The following is an 18,809-nucleotide window of genomic DNA, read 5'->3' as shown; positions in this document are numbered from 1 at the left end:
TCTTTACAGTATCCATATTTTATTCCCCTCCAACGTATATGGCAGGATCATTTTTATAAACTGCTTCCATTGCTTCTTCGAGAATTTGTAATCCTTCTTCCAGTTGATCATCAGGGATCGTTATGGGCATGAGCAGGCGAATAACATTGCTATATATCCCCGCGCTAAGTAACATCAAGCCACGTTCCCCTGCAGCTTTTACAATTTTTCCAACCGCTTCTTTATCGGGTGTTTTCGATTGTCTATCCTTGACGATTTCCATCGCACACATGGCACCAAGGCCGCGGACATCACCAATTCCTTCGAAACGTTCCGCAAGGAGGTGCATCTTTTCGAGAACGCGGTCTCCTATATTTCTGGCCCGGTCATTCAGTTGTTCATTTTCAATTATATCTAATACTGTCAGTGCTGCCCGGCATCCGAGCGGACACCCAGCATAGGTTCCACCGATTTCACCAACTTCAGCGGTATTCATAATATCTGCCCTGCCAATCACGCCGCTGATCGGAACACCTGCACCCATTGATTTCGATATCGTAATTAAATCAGGGACGACTCCAAAATGATCGATGGCAAAGTATTTTCCAGTCCGCGCGAACCCGGTTTGGATTTCATCGGCAATAAACAAGATTCCATACTGGGTGCAGATTTCCCTTACACGCTTAACAAAGGCAGTATCAGGCACGATAAAGCCGCCTTCTCCTTGCACAGGTTCCATCACGACAGCAGCAATCGTTTCTGGGGCGACTTCTGCCAGAAGAAACTGTTCAAAATGTTCGATAATCATGGCGCTATATTGCTGCTCATTCATTCCTTCCGGGCGGCGGTACCCATAGGGATATGGCGCCTTATACACCTCTGGTGCGAATGGTCCAAACCCATATTTATACGGCTTTACTTTACTTGTCATTGTCATTGTCATTAACGTCCGGCCATGGAACCCTCTTGTAAACGAAACAATTCCTTGGCGCTTTGTATATTTCCTAGCAATTTTTACAGCGTTCTCAACCGCTTCGGCACCACTGTTAAAAAAAGCAGCCTGCTTGTCAAAATCACCCGGGGCAAGCTGGCAAAGCCGCTCGGCTAGTGCTATATACGATTCATACATCATCACATTAAAGCCCGTGTGGATAAATTGACTAGCTTGTTCTTGAAGAGCTCTAACCACTCTTGGATGTGAATGGCCAACATTTATCGTTCCAATAGCACCAGCAAAATCAATATAACAATTACCGTCCACATCTTCGACCAGGGCTCCTTGCGCCTTTTTAACAAAGGAATGGCAGTTATTACTGATTCCTTTGGGGACATATTTATTTCTACGCTCCAAAATTTCCTTAGACTTCGGCCCAGGTATCTCTGTTTGGAGCTTAACATATTTCTTTTCCACTTCTGTGCCCCCCCTTTTTAAAAATATCGTTAGGCATCTAAATGTTCTAATACATCTTTAAAGGTGCTAACCACTTTATTTACCTCATCATAACTAATGGTCAAAGCTGGCTCGATACGAATGGTTTTTGAATTAATCAAAGTCCCTGCTACTAGGACCCCTCTGTCAAACATTCCTTTTGAAACTTCGTAGCCGATTTCATCTTGATGGAATTCAATTCCAATCATTAAGCCCTGACCTCGGATTTCCTGAACCTTATCTTGATGGCCCTCTGCTGCCTTTTTCAGTTCTGCAAGGAAATAGGCCCCCACTTCCGCTGCTCTTTCTGGTAACTTTTCTTCAATTAACACCCCAATCGTCGCAATCGCAGCCGCACATGCTAACGGATTGCCCCCGAAGGTAGTTGTATGCATAAATGGATTATCAAACCAGCTCCTGAATACATTTTCTGTAGCTACAACAGCACCTGCTGGCATCACTCCGCCGCCAAAGGCTTTTGCTAGACAGATAATATCTGGAACAACCTTATACAATTCAGCAGCAAACATTTTTCCAGTTCGGCCCATTCCTGTTTGCACTTCATCAAATATGAGTAAGGAGCCATATTGATCACAGAGCTCACGAACTTGTTTTAAATAATTTTCCGGTGGAAGGATAATTCCTCCTTCACCTTGAATCGGCTCTAAAAGAACTGCAGCCACATCTTCTCCAACGGAAGCACAGACTTCAAACGTTTTTCTCATCATGTCTATATCGCCAAACGGCACATGACGGAAGCCTGGTATTAACGGTAAGAATGGTTTACGGAACATCCCTTTAGCCGTTCCTGACAACGAGCCTAAACTTTTCCCGTGAAATGCACGAGTAGTAGAAATAAATGTTGTCCGCTCGCTGTACATTTTCGCGAGCTTTAAGGCTGCTTCCACACTTTCTGTCCCGCTGTTGGTAAAAAAGGCATACTTTAAATTGCCTGGAGTGATATCGGCTAAGATTTTTGCTAACATCGCACGAAGCGGATCCAGCAAATCCTGACTATGAAGCGCCTGACGTTTTAATTGGTCCGTTACCGCCTTAACCACCTTAGGGTTGCGATGACCAACATTATAGATGCCAAAGCCGCCAAGACAATCAATGTATTCCTTACCATTAACATCCTTAAAGCATGATCCATTATCAGACCATTCCACTGCAGCAAATTGGCCGCCTTCAGTAACTGTTTTGCGGTATTCTAGGAAGCCTGGGTTGACGTTCTCACGGAAGCCGTCAACGGTTTCTTTCGTAATCCAAGCTGCTTCCGCTTCGTTAATTTCCTCTTTTTCTATTAAACTTAGAACCTTATTAATATATTCACTTACATTTTTATTTTGCTCACTTTTTAATTCTCGTTCTAAATCGATACTCATAATTTATATTCCTCCTAGTAGTAAATTAGTTTGAAAACCAGCCAACCGGCTCAACCTGTAAATTGATATTAATCTGTTTTATTTCTTGAAATTCTTCAAGCCCAAACGTTCCAAGGCTGCGCCCAATCCCACTTTGCTTATAGCCTCCCCATGGTGCTTCGTTATAAGTAGGATGGTAGGAATTTACCCAAGTAATCCCTGCACGCAGCTTTTTAATGACCCGCAAGCCCTTTGCACCATTATTGGTAAACACACCACCGGCTAACCCATATACCGTACCATTTGCAAGTTTTATAGCTTCCGTTTCGTCCTTGAATTTCTGAATCACAACAACAGGACCGAAGATTTCCTCTTGGACAATTCTCATTTCTTGGACCACATCGACAAAAACGGTGGGTTCAACAAAATAACCTTTATCTAACCCGTTGCTAACCATCCGCTTTCCTCCGCAAGCAACTGTCGCACCTTCTTGTTTTCCTATTTCAATATATGAAAGAACTTTTTCTAAGTGTTCCTGACTGACAAGCGGACCCATCTCTGTTCCAGATGCATTTCCTGGTCCTACTTGAATTTGCTTAGCTCGTTCGACAAACCGCTGGACGAATTGATCATAGATGCTTTCCTCGACAAGGATCCTTGAACCAGCTGAACAGACTTGACCGGACCCTGCGAAGATCCCAAATAAGGCATAATCGACTGCCGTTTCAAAATCAGCATCGGCAAAAATGATATTGGGCGATTTACCGCCTAATTCTAATGAAACTTTTTTCATCGTCTCAGCTGCTGTTTTCATAATGTGCTTGCCTGTTTTCGTACCACCGGTAAACGAAATCATATCGACCTCAGGATGGGAAGCGATTTCATTTCCAACAACCGCTCCAGCGCCCATTACCATATTAGCCACCCCTTTTGGCAAACCAACTTCTTCAAAAATTTCAAATAGCTTTTTCGGGGTCACTGGTGTCACTTCAGACGGTTTAAAGACAATTGTATTTCCCGCGGCTAAGGCAGGGGCAATTTTCCAAACACTCATTAACAGCGGATAGTTCCACGGAACAATTAAGCCACAAACCCCCACCGGCTCGCGGACAACCATAGCCTGCATAGGATCGGCGACATGATAGGTCTGTCCATCAGGCTTTGTAATCAGGCCGGCATAATAACGGAAGCAAGCAGCTGCGTCACCGACATCAAAGCCTGCTTCTCTCAATGGTTTCCCGTTATCCATCGTTTCCAACTGGGTTAATTCATCGGCATATTCATCAATTTTGTCAGCAATTTTTAATAAATAAGAGGCTCTTTCTTGAACGGAAATCCCGGACCAAACACCTTCTTCGAACGCTCTTCGTGCTGCATAAATTGCAGTACGAGCATCAGTGATCGTTCCTTCAGGTGCATATGAAATAACCTCACCAGTTGCAGGATTAATTACTGGACGTGTTTCTTGATTTTCGGCATCTTTCCACTCACCATCAATAAACATCTTCAGGTTAACAACTCGGTTTTTTATCTCGACCATTTAAATTCCTCCTTTATTCACCCTCAATAACTAATATTGCAAGAACCGTGCCAAAGAATAAAACCTATCAAAATAGTTATCTTTCAAAACATCCGAGTATATACTATTCAATTTTGCATAACCCTATGAATAATTGAATAGAAAAAAGCTGCTTCAGATCATCGAGATCTAAAACAGCTTTGCATTAAAAGGTAGATAAGTTTTCGATTTTAATATTTTTTTCTGTTAATATTTTTTGATACTTTCTGCTTACAGATGACTGGCTGATGCCTAAGGCTTTGGCGGCTTTTGTGGTCGTTTTATATTGATTCATTGCCATCACAATTAACTGCTCCTCAACATGATCAATAGCCTCTTGCAATGGAATGACCCTTGTAATTACTGGCTTCATCATTTTATGTTCCAAGCCGATGGATAAAAATTGGCTGACGAATTCAGCATCAATCGTAGGGTGTTCGGCAGTGACTACTAATCTTTCAATAATGTTTTGAAGTTCCCTGACGTTACCCGGCCATGGATAAAACTCTAGAACATTAATTGCATCAGGGGTTAGATGATAATTCCGCTCATATTTCTCATTCAATTGCTGAAGGAAATGAAAGGCGAGCAGCGAAATATCCTCCGTCCGTTCTCTTAATGGCGGAATGTGGATCGGAATGACATTCAAGCGATAAAACAAATCCTCGCGGAAGGTACCCTCTTCAACCATTTTCTCTAATTTTTTATTGGTGGCAGCGATAATCTGCACATCCACCTTTATTGGTGTTGTAGTTCCAATAGGAATTACTTCCTGCTCCTGCAGTACACGTAACAATTTTACCTGTAGATGGATTGCCATCTCACCGATTTCGTCCAGAAACAAAATACCGCCATCAGCCTGTTTAAAGTATCCTTCTTTCCCATTCTTATCCGCTCCGGTAAATGACCCTTTCGCATAACCGAATAGTTCACTTTCAAGTAAATTTTCTGGGATCGCCCCGCAGTTTAATTTAAGAAATGGCTTTGTCGAGCGTCTGCCTAATTGATGGATCGCCTGAGCAATTACTTCTTTTCCAACTCCAGATTCCCCGTTAAGAAGGACTGTCGAAGAAAAGTCAGCAATTTTCTTGGCTTGATTGATAATCTTCTCCATTTTCGGACTACAGTAAATAAGCTTTTTCAAAAAGCGGTCCTTACTTTTAAAATCGTCCAATTCCTTCTTATATTGTTCTGATATCTTTTTAATTTCTTGCAGTTCATTTTTTAATCGTGTAGTTTCGGTAATATCGCGTGATGCAATGATAATCCGGTCGAGTTCATTTTTTTCATTAAAGACCGGATTTCCGACGGCAAGAATTTTTCTTCCAGCTTTTGTTTCTTGAACAACAGAGACTTTTTTTCCTTTTTCTAAAACAAGTCTTGTGACCGAAGGTGTAAACAGCCCTTGGTCCTCAAGTTCGAGAATATTCTTACCAATCAGTTCTTTTAAATCTACTTTCCAGAAATCTTGAATGATGTTTTCACTGAACCTAATTAGTTCCCCTTTGTCATTCACCACGAGGATTTCATCATATATACTAGACAAAATCGCATGGAGGTCCTTATTTAAATCCTTAATATATTCAATTTCCATGGCCATTTCTTCGACCATAGGCAAATCCTGGGCAACAATGATGATGCCATCGACTTCATTCTCATAGTTTAAGATGGGGCTATAATCGACAAGAATCCCGATTTCATTTTTGATGACCAGATGATTAAGAAGCGTCTTACCGGTTGTAAATACCTGTTCAAGATGGGTGCGGCTAAAAATGTCTCCTGCAGGAAGATTCATAACCTTATCAGCTGTTGAACGAATCATTTTTAATCCGGCTTCATTATAATTAATAATTCGTTTTTCCTTATCCAATACAAAAATCCCCATCGGAATCGAAGTTAGAATAATTTTAAGTAAGTCGACACTTTTATTTTCCTGCTTAAAAAGCTCTGCTAGAACGTCCTCTCTGCGAATATAGCCTGCTGGAATACCATCCTCACCTCTAATGATCGCAAAGGGTTCACCAATTATTTGGAACAAAGCAGGCAAGGAAATTTGTTCGCTAAGATGGCAGATGCTTTCTAGCGATTTCGCTTGTTCAAGTAGAGATGCAATCGAAGCATGCTCTTTTTTATGGTTTTCAAGCAGTACATAAGCAAATAAGTGATTTTGTTTTATTAAAAACAAAAAGGGTTCTTTAAGGTTATTTAAGGTAGATCGAAAAACTTCTTCACTTTCATCCACGTCTACTGAAATAATTGGTTTCACTTTTTCTTTGGCAACGGAAAACATCTTTTACTTCCCCCTTAACACCTTATCAATCTAATACTATCACTTTATTTGCAATATTTTAAATTAAATATGGCAAAAAAAAAGAAGATGTGCGTACCATCTTCTTTTCCTAGCAATTAATCATTACCATTAACAAATAAATCTTCTTTAATATAAGCGAGGACCATCCCTGGAATAACTTTATCACCTTCCTGCACTTCAAGCGATTCAACTTCGCCGCTCAAACTAGTCTGAACCGTTTCTAATTTGCCTGATTCTGTTTTGATCATAAATAAGGTTTCCCACTCATAAATTCTTGACTCGCCCTTAATCGAAATCCTTGCCACCTTTCCATAACAAGGGCTAAGAACTACACCATAATACATGAACATCCCTCTCCCTTATGGTTTAATACTGCTCTTGAAAAGGCCGTGTCTGTAATACTAAACTGAAGAATTCTTGAAATTCAGGGATATCCTCTGCTTGGATTCCCAGTCTTTCTGCCCAATGATCGTCTGAATAGGTGTCCTCTTGGCAAAGTAACACCATTTTCCCAGACTGAATCGAAGTGACCATCGCTTTCCCAAAAAACTGCTCTGAATAACCAATCGTCAAATCATAACGGTGGTTATTTGAAATTAAACAAAAGTAGTGTAACAGCTGCTGTTCTTTTTGTTCAGATAATATATCTAGCTTCATACAAAATGGCCTCCTCTTATTTCAATTGATTTTTTAATATTTCAACCATCCTCTAAGCCTTGAAGCCTCTGCAAGCTTTTGACTTCCTTCAATATAAGCAGCAATTTTCATATTTACACCATACCGTTTAGAGGTATGATAAACCTTTAAAAAGCTGGCTGTCATTTTTTCCTTGAGCCGCTCATCTACGGTTTCCTCCGTCCAGTAATAGCCTTGATTGTTTTGACACCATTCAAAATAAGAGACAATGACACCGCCGGAATTGGCAAGTATATCAGGGACAACCAAGATCTCCCGTTCATCTAGTATTTTAAGCGCATCTTTTGTGGTTGGTCCATTGGCGGCTTCAATGATAATATTACAGTTAAGTTTACTTGCATTATATTTATTGATTACTCCGGAGATTGCTGCTGGAATGAGGATATCACATTCCTTTTCTAATAAATCCTGGTTTGAAATTGAACTATTAAAGCGATTTGACACAATGCCAAATGAATCTCTATTTTCCAAGAGATATGGTATATCTAGCCCCTTTTCATCATATAAACCGCCGAGCATATCTCCAATCCCAATTACTTTTGCGCCAATCTCATATAAATACTGGGCAAGGAAACTACCGACATTCCCAAACCCTTGAATGATGACACGGGTATCTTTTAATTGCAATTTCCTTAATTCACATACCATTTGCAGCGTATATAAAACACCTTTTGATGTCGCTGTTTCCCTGCCCTTCGATCCCCCAAGTGCAATTGGCTTTCCCGTGATAAAACCGGGGGAGTCGAATTCACGGATATGGTCATATTCATCGAGCATCCACGCCATAATTTGCGAGTTCGTATACATATCAGGCGCTGGAATATCCTTTGTTGGACCGACCAGCTGGCTAACCGCTCTAACGTAACCCCGGCTCAACTTTTCCAATTCATCTAAACTCATTTTACGAGGATCGCAGATGATCCCGCCCTTTGCACCACCATAGGGAAGGTCGGTAATCCCGCACTTTAAGCTCATCCAGCCGGCCAATGCTTTTACCTCATCTGCCGTGACGTCTGGATGAAACCGGATTCCTCCTTTGGTTGGACCTGACGCATCATTATGCTGAGCCCGGTACCCCTGAAATATTTCTGTTTGTCCGTTGTCCATTCGAACAGGAATACTAACTTCTAAAAATCTCATCGGCTTCTTTAGAAATTCGAATACTTGGGGTGGGTAGTTCAGGATGTTCACAGCTTCTTTTAACGTTTCTTGAAACTCAAGAAGGGAATTATCCTGTTCTCTTCCTTTCGTATTCTTCGTGTCTAGAGATTTGACTGCCATTCTAACACCTCATTTTTTATTGTTACTTAAGGTTAAAGCAAGTTTCGTGCCAACTAATAAATAGCGTTTTCAATACAGTGATCTAGTAAAGAGGAGCTGAACACTATGTAAAAATGATTGAATTATTCATTGCTGCATACCTTTCAAACCATCATCCTAATAAAATAAAAAAGCCAGGCGATTAGCCTGGCTCAGGTAACTTTCTTTGTTAAAGGGAAGAGGTCTTTTCAGCGTCATCAATATTTAAATCAGCAATTTTGATTTTAAAGAATCTTGTTTGGAAAAGCATATAAATCACACCAATTCCGATCCAAACAATCCCGCCAATGAGTGCATCAAATTGTAAGTTTGCCCACAAAATTCCCGTTAATCCAGCTCCAATGATCGGCATAATTAAATAGGAGAAAATATCTTTAGCTGTTTTATATCTCTTCTGGCGAAAAACGAAATGAGCAATGACTGATAAGTTGACGAAAGTAAAAGCAATTAACGCACCAAAGTTAATAAAGGAGGAAATCAACTCAAGACTTGGGGCAATTGCAAGCAGTGAAACAACCCCGACTAAGATGACATTAAAAACCGGAGTCCGGAATTTTGGATGGACATAACCGAACGTTTTTTTAGGCAGGACCCCATTTCGTCCCATTACGTACAAAAGTCTTGAAACACTTGCATGTGAGGCTAGTCCTGAAGCTACTGTTGCTGCAAAAGCACCTGAGAGGAATATCAGTTTAAAAAGTGTTCCACCCACAAACAATCCGATTTCAGGTAATGTATCATCAGTTACTTTGAAACCTGAAACATCTGGAAATAAGGCTTGGGCGAAATAGCTACAGACGAAAAAGATGGCACCGCCAATAAAGACCGTCAACATAATCGCTCTCGGCATCGTTTTTTGGTCAATTGCTTCCTCTGCATACATAGTTACGGCATCAAATCCGATAAAGGAGAAACAAACCACTGTTGCCCCTGTCAAAATTGCTCCGAGGTGGATATCTGAATGAAAAAGCGGTGTTGTTGTTAAAATCGTGCCTTGTCCCATTCCTTTGGAAAGCTGGACAAGGGCAAGGACAATAAATGCTGCAATTAAGACCACTTCAAAAATAACGAGCAGGGCATTTAAATTAGAGGTTTTCCCCATACTCCAAGCATTAATCGCAGTGACGATCGCAACATAAGCGACAACCCAAATCCAGGCTGGCACCTCCGGAAATACAGATACCATATAAATACGAATAATCAATGCATTTACCATCGGAAGCAATATATAATCAAGCAACGCTGCCCAGCCGACTATGAATCCGAGATGAGGACTCATGGTCTCTCGAGTATACGTATAGGCAGATCCAGCACTTGGAAAAACCCGTACCATTTTTCCATAACTTATAGCGGTAAATACCATAACAACCAATGCTGCTAGATATGCTAATGGGACCACACCATTTGTTTCTTCAGAGACAATCCCAAAGGTATCAAATACTATGGTTGGTGTCATATAACCCAATCCAAGCATAACGATCGCCCATAGCCCAAGTGAGCGTTTAAGAGTCGTATTCTCCAATTTAACCATCTCTCCTTTTATATCCGGATATTTGTTTATTAAAAATTAATTATAAGCATTTACATTTTGTTCTAGCATTGATGAAATAATTAATCTTAAAAAAAACAACTTACTAATCGTAGATCAGCTCCTCCTTCCATTGTACTAAAATCTTATTATTTTAAATAATTGCAATTTTCGTGCCAATTAAATTTCTTCCTTATTAAAATATACTTTTACTTTTCAGGACCAAAAAATTGGCATTACGACTTTTAATCAAATTTGCAATCTATCAAATGAAACTATTATTTTTATGAAAAAATGCATAACCTACTCAGGTTTGCATAAAATTGACGCAATCGACAAAAAAAAGCAGTGGATTCTTCTCGTAGAATCCACTGCTTCCTTAAAAAATAATTCGATTATGCTTCCTCAGCTTTAAATTGCGGTGGTGCTATTCTGAATGCTTTCGTTAGGAAAATTAAGTAAGTAAATCCAACAGCAAACCAAATAACTCCCATAATCAAGGAACTAACCTCAAGATTAATCCAAAGTATCCCAACCGCCCCCGCACCAATTAAAGGCATTATAACGTAATCAAAAAAACCTTTAGGTGTCCTGTGCATTTTTTGACGAACGGCATAGTGATTAATTACAGAAAGATTAACAAACGTAAAGGCCATTAAAGCACCGAAATTAATTAAAGAAGTTGCTGTAACTAGGTCAAAGAACCAGGCCGACAAGGAGATTACTCCAACAAATAACACATTAAACGCAGGTGTTCGCCATTTTGGATGAACGTATCCAAACCATTTTTCTGGGAATACCTTGTCACGCCCCATAACATACAAGAGTCGTGAAACACTAGCATGTGAAGCAAGTCCGGAAGCTAGTGTATTGACAAAGGTTGTACACAAGAAAATCGATTGAAACAGCTTTCCACCAACATATAGTGCAATTTCTGGAAGTGCAGCGTCAGGTTCTTTGAACCTAGATATGTCTGGAAAAAAGGATTGAATAAAAAACGATGTGGTAATAAAAATAACCCCGCCCCATAAAGCTGTAAGCATAATCGCTTTTGGAATTGTCTTTTCCGGATTAGGCGTTTCTTCAGCTAGCGTCGTAACAGCATCAAAACCAAGGAACGAAAAGCAGAGAATCGTTGCACCAGTAATGAGAACCGGCATGTTCATACCTTCAACAAAGAACGGTTGTAAACTAAAAACAGTACCTGTTCCCTCACCTGCGTTTAATCCTTTAACAACTAGTATTATAAAGACAATCATGATGAGAATTTGAATTAAAACAAATAATGTATTGAAATTTGCTAGGATATTTACGCTACGTAGGTTTAGGAAGGTAACAATTCCAACAAACACTAATACCCAAATAAAATCTGGAACTGCTGGAAACAAAGCATTCAGGTACAGTTTTGTTAATAAAGCGTTAACCATCGGCAAAAACAAATAATCAAGTAGAGAAGACCAGCCAACTAGAAAACCTAGATGCTTGTTTATTGCTTTTTGGGTATAAGTATAGGCTGAGCCTGCTTGAGGGAAAACCTTTACAAGCTTCCCATAACTCGCTGCAGTGAATAACATCCCAATCAATGCAATAATATATGCTGTTGGTACATGACCTTTCGTTATACCAGAAACAATTCCAAATGTGTCAAAAACCACCATAGGTGTCATATAAGCTAGTCCCATGATAACGACCTGCCACAGCTTTAACGATCTTTTCAGCTTTACGCCATTTTCCACATATCATACCTCCTCTTTAATTAAAACGCTTTTATTACCGGATAATCCCTTTGATTTCTATAGATTATTACTCCTCCTTAGATTTTGGAAATTCAGAATGTAATCTCGCAATTTTTGTGCCAAGCTATATTCTTGTAAAATTTCACCTTATTACTTATGCAATCCTTAAAGGAAGGTATTTGAAGTTAAATTTATAATTTTTTTAAATCTCCAAAATTATTCATTTGCGCATACATTATTCCAAATTAAGTAGAATTTGTCACATACATTAAGACGATCCGCTTTATTCTTTATTGGCACAAAACTTGCAAAACTAATTATATAAATAAATATGTGGGGGAATTTTAGATGCAATATCCATTATCACCAGATGTCAAACCAGAATTTTGTACCACCGGGACCTTTATGCGATTACCTTCACAAAGAGAAAATGTGAAATTGGCAATCGTTGGTGTGCCGTTTGATACAGCAGCCTCATTCCGTGTTGGGGCTCGGTTCGCACCTCAAGCCATCCGTCAAGCTTCAATGACCTTATTTCCTTATCATCCGATTCACAAGGTCTATCCTTTTGATGCTTGCAATGCGATTGATATTGGTGATGTTTCCGTCATTCCCCATAATATCCATCGAAGCTATGAGATAATTGAAAAGGCAATGATGGACCTAATGGAAAAGGGGATAATCCCAATTGGGCTTGGAGGGGATCATTCCGTTACATTAGCCAATCTTCGTGCTGCTGCAAAAATACATGGTCCTGTAGCCTTAATCCATTTTGATTCCCATACAGATACATGGGATACGTATTATGAAGAAAAATATTGGCATGGTTCCCCATTCATCCGTGCATATGAAGAGAATCTCCTCATTCCAGATAAAGTTTTTCAGGTAGGAATTCGAGGAACCCTAAATCATCCAGGAGATATCGATGCAAGCACAGATCTGGGATATCATGTTATTACAACCCCTGAGCTAAAGGAACGGGGCATAGGAAATGTAATAGCTGAAATAAAAGAAAAAATTGGTGACACCCCTTGTTTCCTTAGCTTTGATATCGATTTTGTTGATCCATCATGTGCTCCTGGAACGGGTACACTAGAAGTCGGTGGTTTAAATAGCTTTGAAACATTGCAAATTATCCGCTCGTTAACTGATTTTAATTTTATCGGTTTTGACTTAGTAGAGGTGTTGCCTCCCTATGATCCAACTCAAATTACTTCCTTACTTGCTGCTACCATCATTCATGAATTTGCCAGCCTCGTAGCACTTAAAATTAATAAAGATTCATTAATTCCTAGTTCGACCAACAATAATTCCTTGTAAAAGCAAAAAGCAGTGGGTTCCATTTTAGGAATCCACTGCTTTTGTGTAAACAATTATTTTTTGGGAAAGCTAGTTTTAATAATTACTTCGCGAAACGGTGGTTACCAATCGTTACCGTTACTTCACGTGAAAAGATCCACTTACTAACAGCTGTTTTTGGATTATAGAAGAATAATGATCCTTTGCCTTGCCCTCTGAAAGCAAGTGCTTCATTTACAGCTCTTTTCGAAGCAGCATCAGCCGCTTGGTTAATCGTACCATTTTTGACAGGCGTGAATGCATAATAGCCATTAGACTTCTGATATACTACTCCATTAACAGTGTTTGGGAAATCAGGGCTGGCTACACGGTTAAGAATAACCGTTGCTACTGCTACTTTACCAGCATACGGCTCACCTACTGCCTCAGCACGGACTAGTCTAGCAATCAAGTCTTTTTCTGCTGCTGTAATAGCAGAGTTCGGGATTACTAGATTTGTTCCTGCATATAAAAGACTGCCAGTTTTATTGTTTGCTTTTAATAGACTATTAACAGGTACACCGTACTTCGCTGCAATTTTCCAATAGGTTTCACCCGATTGTACTTTATGCGTGCTTGTTGCCGCTTCTGTTGTTCCATTTAACGTAAAGGCTGACATTGATAAGATTAGGCCGGTAGCAATTATTAGCTTTTTAAGTTTATTCATATTAATACCTCCAATTTTTGTGTGCGCTTCTCTACTATTAAGGCTAACAGGTGTAACATTCCAATTCATTAACCAAAAAGTGGTAAGGTATTTTTGGCTAAGACAGCGCCCACCATGAAGGTATTTCTCTACCAAATGGAATAATCTTCTATTTCTTAACACTTTCCACTAAATGGACTTGATGGATATGATAGGATTTATTATTACAATCTGTTTCAGGCATGTAACATTCATAAAAGGGCATAACGTCCTTTAACAACGGTTATTCACCAAATTGACATTATATCCCTTGAATTCATACAGGATTTCACACCTAACTTTGGTAATAATATAAGAGAGGTTAATAAAAGGAGGCTATTTTATATGGAAAATCAGTTAGTCAGCATACTTAACAAACAAATTGCAAACTGGTCTGTCATGTATACGAAGTTACATAACTATCATTGGTATGTAAAAGGTGGACAATTTTTCACATTACATGTCAAATTTGAAGAGTTTTATAATGAAGCTGGCCTGCATGTTGATGAATTAGCCGAACGATTGCTAGCAATCGGTGGAAAACCGGCAGCTACGATGAAAGAGTACTTAGAAATTTCATCTATTAAGGAAGCAACAGGTAATGAAACCGCTGATGAAATGGTTGAATCAGTCATCAATGACTTCTCTATTATCATTGGCGAACTTAAAGAAGGCATGAGCTTTGCTGATGAGAGGAACGATGAAACAACAGGAGACATGCTGCTTGCGATTCATTCGGAGCTTGAGAAGCATGTATGGATGCTAACTGCATTCTTAGGAAGATCCATTTAATTTTCATATGAGAAGCAAACAGTCCAACAATTTGTTGGACTGTTTTGTTATTTATAATAATTATTAAAAACTATTGACTTTTATTTAGTAATTACACTATTATTAAATTAAAGATACTTACAAATTGGAGGTTTCCTAAATGTCAACACCTGAAATTATCGTTTATAGCAGCACCGGCTGCCCCTATTGTGAAAAAGTAAAAACATTCCTAAAATATCAAGGCTTTGCATATGAAGAGCGAAATGCTTCCATACATAAGGAATATTTTGATCAATTAAAGGAACGTAAAATTTATGGAACTCCTGCAACACTCATTAATGGAAAGCTGGTCCTTGGCTTTCAAGAGAAAAAATTCAATAAGCTGCTTGGATTATCCGAAGACTTTGCTCCCGCCGTGAGCAATTCAAAACCAGAAACCAGTGAAGAAAGTGCAGATACTATTTTCCAACCAGTTAATGAAAAAATTCTTGAAGACGTTCATGATTTTGTCACCATCGGCGGCGGACCCGCAGGTGCTTCTGCTGCTGTTTATGCTGCACGTGGGAAATTAAAAACACTTGTCATTGATAAAGCTCCAAAAGCAGGCACCCTAGCAATTACTCATAAAATTGCGAACTACCCTGGTGTGCGCGAAGAAGTTACAGGGCTTGAACTGTTAACAAGAATGCAAGCACAAGCAAAGGATTTTGGCGCAGACTTCATCCGTTCCACCGTTCTATCGGTTGATTTTTCGGATGAAATCAAAAAAATTGAATTAGCTGAAGGTACCATCAAAGCTAAAAGTGTCTTCATTGGCGTTGGTGCAAAAGCTCCTTCTGGCAAGATTAAAGGCGAAGAGGAATTTACTGGACGGGGTGTAAGCTATTGTTCAACCTGCGATGCCGCCTTTTATCAAGACCGAGTTGTCGCGGTTGTTGGAGATAATGATGAAGCGATCCACGAGGCCGAAACATTGGCCAAGTATTGTAAAACAGTGAAATTGTTAATTCCAACTGAACTAAAAGGGGACGTGGATCTTTCTCAATTAGAAAATAACTCAAAAGTTGAAATTTATAAACGTCACCGTGTAAGAGAAATTATTGGGACTGATAGTGTTGAGAAAATTGTCGTCCTTACTGATAAAAAGGAGGAACAGGTATGGGATGTCGATGGAATTTTCTTATACCTCGGCGGGATGATGCCAGGAACGGACTTCTTAAAAGGTGCAGTTATGCGCGATGAAGAAGGCTATGTGATCGTAGATGAGTACCTTCGCACCAATATTGACGGCGTCTTTGCGGGCGGTGACGCTAGAAGAACACCAATTAAACAAGCAGTTATTTCAGCAGCTGATGGGGCGATTGCGGCTTTAAGTGCTGAGCAGCACGTCAATAAACGCACCAAACTTCGTCCCCAATATAGTTAATCTTTCAGGAAAAAGACGGCGGCTGCCGTCTTTTTTTCCCGATATTATTAGACTAGAATTGTCTCTTTAACAACTCCATTGATAACATAAGAAGGCGCTTCGCCGTTTAATACCTTAACAATGTTTCCCGCTGCCATATTCGCCATGGCATCTCGTGCTTCAAAGGTAGCATTACCAATGTGTGGAGTTAATACAACGTTCTTCAGATTTTTCAATCCCTCACTAATTTCAGGTTCAAATTCAAATACGTCAATCCCTGCTCCTTCAATCTGTTTCTCTTCTAACGCTTTTATAAGTGCGGCTTCATCAACGATTGGTCCTCGTGCACAGTTAATTAAATAAGCTGTTGATTTCATCATTTCAAATTGACTTGTGCTAAACATGTGTTTCATGGTTGGATTATAGGAACAATTTATGGTAATGAAATCAGATTCAGCAACTAAATCTTCAAAAGATACATATGTCGCGTTTAGTGCATTCTCAACTTGAGTACTTTTTCGACTTGGACTCGTATATAGAACCTTCATATCAAAAGCGGCGGCTCTTTTCGCAACAGCTTGGCCAATTTGACCAAATCCGACAATCCCGATTGTTTTTCCAGATACTTCACGACCGCGAAAATAAAGAGGAGCCCATCCATTGAATCCAACAGTACGGCATACTTCATCTCCTTCAACCACTCTTCTTGCTGATGCTAATAAAAGGGAAAACGTTAGGTCAGCGGTAGCAGCTGTCGATGCTATTGGTGTATTGGTGGTTGGTATTCCTTTGGAAGCTGCATAATCAAAATCAATATTATTATATCCGGCTCCATAGTTCGCAATGATTTTTAAATGGGGTGCTTGGTCAATTACTTCCTTCGTTACAGAGGTAGATAATAAACTTAGAAGGGCATCCTTATCTTTGATGCGCTCTTTTAATTCTGCTTCAGTAATCAATTTCTCTCCTGTAAATACTTCAACCAAGTGATCCTTCGATAATAGTTCTAACCCCTTTTGGGGAATCTCACCTGCTACTAAAATTTTTGCCATTGCCTATCACCACTCCTGAGTAAAATGACTGCCTTTTCCAATAATCCAAATAACTGTATATTATTATACTACAATAAAAAGTCCTATAAAATTATTTATTTATTTATTAAAATTCTGCAAACAAGCTATGCGATATTAAATTAACCCATCATTTTTTCTAGTAGTCAACGTTTGTCCATTTCACTTGCAATGCTTCATGCATACATTGTTATTAAACAACTGAGGGAGGTGATTTCTATGGGACATGGCGGAAGTAACAACTTCGCGTTAATTGTTGTGTTGTTTATTTTATTGATCATTGTTGGAGCATCTTTTATGTACTAATTAAGTAGACACTTTAGAGGCTCTAAAGCAGAAAAGAGCGGGAAACCATTGGTTTCACCGCTCTTTTTTATGGAAGTAAGGATCTACTTTTTGCTGCGAGCTAAAATAATTAAGCTTACAGTAATAATCGTAAAAGCAATCAATGCTAATAACGGAATGGTAATAAAGCCAAGCCAGTTAATATAATCCTTTGAGCAAGGCACTCCGCTTGTACACATTTCAAACTGTTGTAAATAGGGGATTTTTTGTAATAACGTATGGTATCCTGCGATCAGCATCCCGATAATTGACAATGGCAGCGCATATCTAAATATTCCTTTATCATTCCGGTAGACGGCAACCCCTAAGATGATTGCCAGCGGGTACATAAAGATCCTTTGGTACCAGCAAAGTGTACAAGGAATAAAATGCATAACCTCACTAAAATATAAACTGCCAAGTGTAGCTATGATGGCAGCAATCCAAGAGAGAAGTAAGGATTTATTCATACTATTCACCTTTTGCGGCTTTCGCTACCATTTCTTTTAAGTCATCAATGGTTTGTCCCTCGAACTTTTCTCCATTAACAAAAATAGTTGGGGTTCCAGTAACACCTAGTTTTTCAGCGTAATCCATATCCTTATCCCAAGCCTTATCAGACTTCTTGTCCTGGAAGTTTTTCACAACCTTATCGACGTCACGATCGCTAGCTACTTCCTTCAATGTATCAACTAGGAAGCCTTCAGTAAAAAGATCCACTTTTTCATATTTGGTATCTTCCGGCTGCTTTTCGAATAATAGGTCATGGAATTTCCAAAACGTTTCATTACCCAGCTCTTGAAAAACTGATTCAGCAAACTTAGCTGAACGGGTAGAGTCCACATTGATGAACGAATCATTCATGAAATAAAATTTTGCCTTGCCGGTATCAACCAATTCCTGTTGGATGATTGGTACCACATTCTTGTCAAAATTTTTACAATTAGGGCATTTATAATCGCCAAATTCAATAATCGAGACGGGTGCAGATTTCTCTCCAAGGAATGGCTGATTGCTATAATCTATTTCAGTTCCTTTTGTTTCATCTTGTTGTTTTGAATGGTTGCCCAAGAAAATGAAAGCCAAAATGAAAACCGCTACCAATCCGACGACCCAAAAGGTGAATGTAGTTGATGATGATTTTGCTTGATTTTTCTTATTGTTTTTGTTTTTTGCCATGATAATCCCCTTTATATATTAAGGTAAGAATAGAACTTTTAATTCTAGATAGTATAAATATCACTTATCCTATTGAATAATGCAAATAAAAGGATTTTCTTTTATGTAATAAGTAA

The 18,809-nt window shown here is 39.2% G+C and carries 17 protein-coding genes; 4 read left to right on the top strand and 13 right to left on the bottom strand.

The features are described from left to right. Positions 1-19: 19 nt before the first annotated feature. The 9 genes from gabT to QF028_RS02270 all read right to left on the bottom strand — a co-directional run bounded on the left by gabT (position 20) and on the right by QF028_RS02270 (position 11,921). Positions 20-1,390, bottom strand: a complete 1,371-nt coding sequence (gabT, locus tag QF028_RS02310; RefSeq protein WP_429463905.1) for a 4-aminobutyrate--2-oxoglutarate transaminase — start codon at positions 1,388-1,390, stop codon at positions 20-22. 29 nt (positions 1,391-1,419) lie between these two features. Then, positions 1,420-2,793, bottom strand: coding sequence for a putrescine aminotransferase (locus tag QF028_RS02305; protein ID WP_429463903.1), 1,374 nt, complete (start codon positions 2,791-2,793; stop codon positions 1,420-1,422). 25 nt (positions 2,794-2,818) lie between these two features. Then, a complete protein-coding gene (locus tag QF028_RS02300) occupies positions 2,819-4,312 on the bottom strand; it encodes an aldehyde dehydrogenase family protein (RefSeq protein ID WP_429463900.1) in 1,494 nt (497 codons plus the stop codon). A 184-nt stretch (positions 4,313-4,496) separates the two neighbouring features. Beyond that, positions 4,497-6,620, bottom strand: a complete 2,124-nt coding sequence (locus tag QF028_RS02295) for a sigma 54-interacting transcriptional regulator (RefSeq protein ID WP_429463898.1) — start codon at positions 6,618-6,620, stop codon at positions 4,497-4,499. 116 nt (positions 6,621-6,736) lie between these two features. Then, entirely contained in the window at positions 6,737-6,985 is a 249-nt protein-coding gene (locus QF028_RS02290) for a biotin/lipoyl-binding protein (protein WP_215002421.1), read from the bottom strand. A gap of 22 nt (positions 6,986-7,007) precedes the next feature. After that, positions 7,008-7,298 (bottom strand): SAV0927 family protein, encoded by a 291-nt coding sequence (locus tag QF028_RS02285; RefSeq protein ID WP_215002423.1) that lies wholly within the window; start codon positions 7,296-7,298, stop codon positions 7,008-7,010. A gap of 33 nt (positions 7,299-7,331) precedes the next feature. Then, entirely contained in the window at positions 7,332-8,618 is a 1,287-nt protein-coding gene (locus QF028_RS02280; RefSeq protein WP_429463894.1) for a Glu/Leu/Phe/Val family dehydrogenase, read from the bottom strand. Positions 8,619-8,826: 208 nt separating this feature from the next. Beyond that, on the bottom strand, positions 8,827-10,188 hold the full coding sequence (locus QF028_RS02275; protein ID WP_429463892.1) for an APC family permease: 1,362 nt from the start codon (positions 10,186-10,188) through the stop codon (positions 8,827-8,829). 392 nt (positions 10,189-10,580) lie between these two features. Next, complete coding sequence (locus tag QF028_RS02270) at positions 10,581-11,921, bottom strand: APC family permease (protein WP_429463890.1); 1,341 nt, start codon at positions 11,919-11,921, stop codon at positions 10,581-10,583. Positions 11,922-12,269: 348 nt separating this feature from the next. Between QF028_RS02270 and speB the strand changes: the two genes are divergently transcribed. Continuing rightward, a complete protein-coding gene (speB, locus tag QF028_RS02265) occupies positions 12,270-13,241 on the top strand; it encodes an agmatinase (RefSeq protein WP_215002431.1) in 972 nt (323 codons plus the stop codon). 82 nt (positions 13,242-13,323) lie between these two features. On the opposite strand, the gene QF028_RS02260 is transcribed toward speB, so the two are convergent. Continuing rightward, positions 13,324-13,926, bottom strand: a complete 603-nt coding sequence (locus tag QF028_RS02260; protein WP_429463887.1) for a cell wall hydrolase — start codon at positions 13,924-13,926, stop codon at positions 13,324-13,326. Positions 13,927-14,289: 363 nt separating this feature from the next. Here QF028_RS02260 and QF028_RS02255 point away from each other — a divergent pair, with 363 nt between their 5' ends. Then, positions 14,290-14,736, top strand: coding sequence for a Dps family protein (locus tag QF028_RS02255; protein WP_429463885.1), 447 nt, complete (start codon positions 14,290-14,292; stop codon positions 14,734-14,736). Positions 14,737-14,875: 139 nt separating this feature from the next. Then, positions 14,876-16,141, top strand: a complete 1,266-nt coding sequence (locus tag QF028_RS02250; protein WP_429463883.1) for an FAD-dependent oxidoreductase — start codon at positions 14,876-14,878, stop codon at positions 16,139-16,141. Positions 16,142-16,188: 47 nt separating this feature from the next. On the opposite strand, the gene QF028_RS02245 is transcribed toward QF028_RS02250, so the two are convergent. After that, positions 16,189-17,172 carry a 2-hydroxyacid dehydrogenase family protein gene (locus tag QF028_RS02245; RefSeq protein WP_429463881.1) on the bottom strand — a complete coding sequence of 328 codons (984 nt, stop codon included), beginning with the start codon at positions 17,170-17,172 and terminating at the stop codon, positions 16,189-16,191. A 237-nt stretch (positions 17,173-17,409) separates the two neighbouring features. Here QF028_RS02245 and QF028_RS02240 point away from each other — a divergent pair, with 237 nt between their 5' ends. Next, a complete protein-coding gene (locus QF028_RS02240; RefSeq protein WP_168246269.1) occupies positions 17,410-17,496 on the top strand; it encodes a YjcZ family sporulation protein in 87 nt (28 codons plus the stop codon). Between the two features lie 83 nt (positions 17,497-17,579). Here QF028_RS02240 and QF028_RS02235 read toward each other — a convergent pair whose 3' ends face one another. Together QF028_RS02235 and QF028_RS02230 are read right to left on the bottom strand one after the other, a co-directional pair. Then, positions 17,580-17,984 (bottom strand): disulfide oxidoreductase, encoded by a 405-nt coding sequence (locus QF028_RS02235; protein ID WP_088089384.1) that lies wholly within the window; start codon positions 17,982-17,984, stop codon positions 17,580-17,582. 1 nt (position 17,985) lies between these two features. Next, positions 17,986-18,693: a DsbA family protein gene (locus tag QF028_RS02230; RefSeq protein WP_429463878.1), complete on the bottom strand. Its 708-nt coding sequence runs from the start codon at positions 18,691-18,693 to the stop codon at positions 17,986-17,988. Positions 18,694-18,809 lie beyond the last annotated feature (116 nt).

The organism is Neobacillus sp. B4I6 (genome assembly GCF_050434045.1).
In the GTDB taxonomy this organism is placed as follows: Bacteria; Bacillota; Bacilli; order Bacillales; family Cytobacillaceae; genus Neobacillus.
The sequence above is the reverse complement of the archived record's forward strand: the minus strand, read 5'-3'. Positions and strand labels throughout refer to the sequence as shown.

Coding starts and splice junctions, on each gene's coding strand:
- QF028_RS02305 (WP_429463903.1), bottom strand. CDS start 2,793: ATGAGTATCGATTTAGAACGAGAATTAAAAAGTGAGCAAAATAAAAAT.
- QF028_RS02300 (WP_429463900.1), bottom strand. CDS start 4,312: ATGGTCGAGATAAAAAACCGAGTTGTTAACCTGAAGATGTTTATTGAT.
- QF028_RS02295 (WP_429463898.1), bottom strand. CDS start 6,620: ATGTTTTCCGTTGCCAAAGAAAAAGTGAAACCAATTATTTCAGTAGAC.
- QF028_RS02290 (WP_215002421.1), bottom strand. CDS start 6,985: ATGTATTATGGTGTAGTTCTTAGCCCTTGTTATGGAAAGGTGGCAAGG.
- QF028_RS02285 (WP_215002423.1), bottom strand. CDS start 7,298: ATGAAGCTAGATATATTATCTGAACAAAAAGAACAGCAGCTGTTACAC.
- QF028_RS02280 (WP_429463894.1), bottom strand. CDS start 8,618: ATGGCAGTCAAATCTCTAGACACGAAGAATACGAAAGGAAGAGAACAG.
- QF028_RS02275 (WP_429463892.1), bottom strand. CDS start 10,188: ATGGTTAAATTGGAGAATACGACTCTTAAACGCTCACTTGGGCTATGG.
- speB (WP_215002431.1), top strand. CDS start 12,270: ATGCAATATCCATTATCACCAGATGTCAAACCAGAATTTTGTACCACC.
- QF028_RS02260 (WP_429463887.1), bottom strand. CDS start 13,926: ATGAATAAACTTAAAAAGCTAATAATTGCTACCGGCCTAATCTTATCA.
- QF028_RS02255 (WP_429463885.1), top strand. CDS start 14,290: ATGGAAAATCAGTTAGTCAGCATACTTAACAAACAAATTGCAAACTGG.
- QF028_RS02250 (WP_429463883.1), top strand. CDS start 14,876: ATGTCAACACCTGAAATTATCGTTTATAGCAGCACCGGCTGCCCCTAT.
- QF028_RS02245 (WP_429463881.1), bottom strand. CDS start 17,172: ATGGCAAAAATTTTAGTAGCAGGTGAGATTCCCCAAAAGGGGTTAGAA.
- QF028_RS02240 (WP_168246269.1), top strand. CDS start 17,410: ATGGGACATGGCGGAAGTAACAACTTCGCGTTAATTGTTGTGTTGTTT.
- QF028_RS02235 (WP_088089384.1), bottom strand. CDS start 17,984: ATGAATAAATCCTTACTTCTCTCTTGGATTGCTGCCATCATAGCTACA.
- QF028_RS02230 (WP_429463878.1), bottom strand. CDS start 18,693: ATGGCAAAAAACAAAAACAATAAGAAAAATCAAGCAAAATCATCATCA.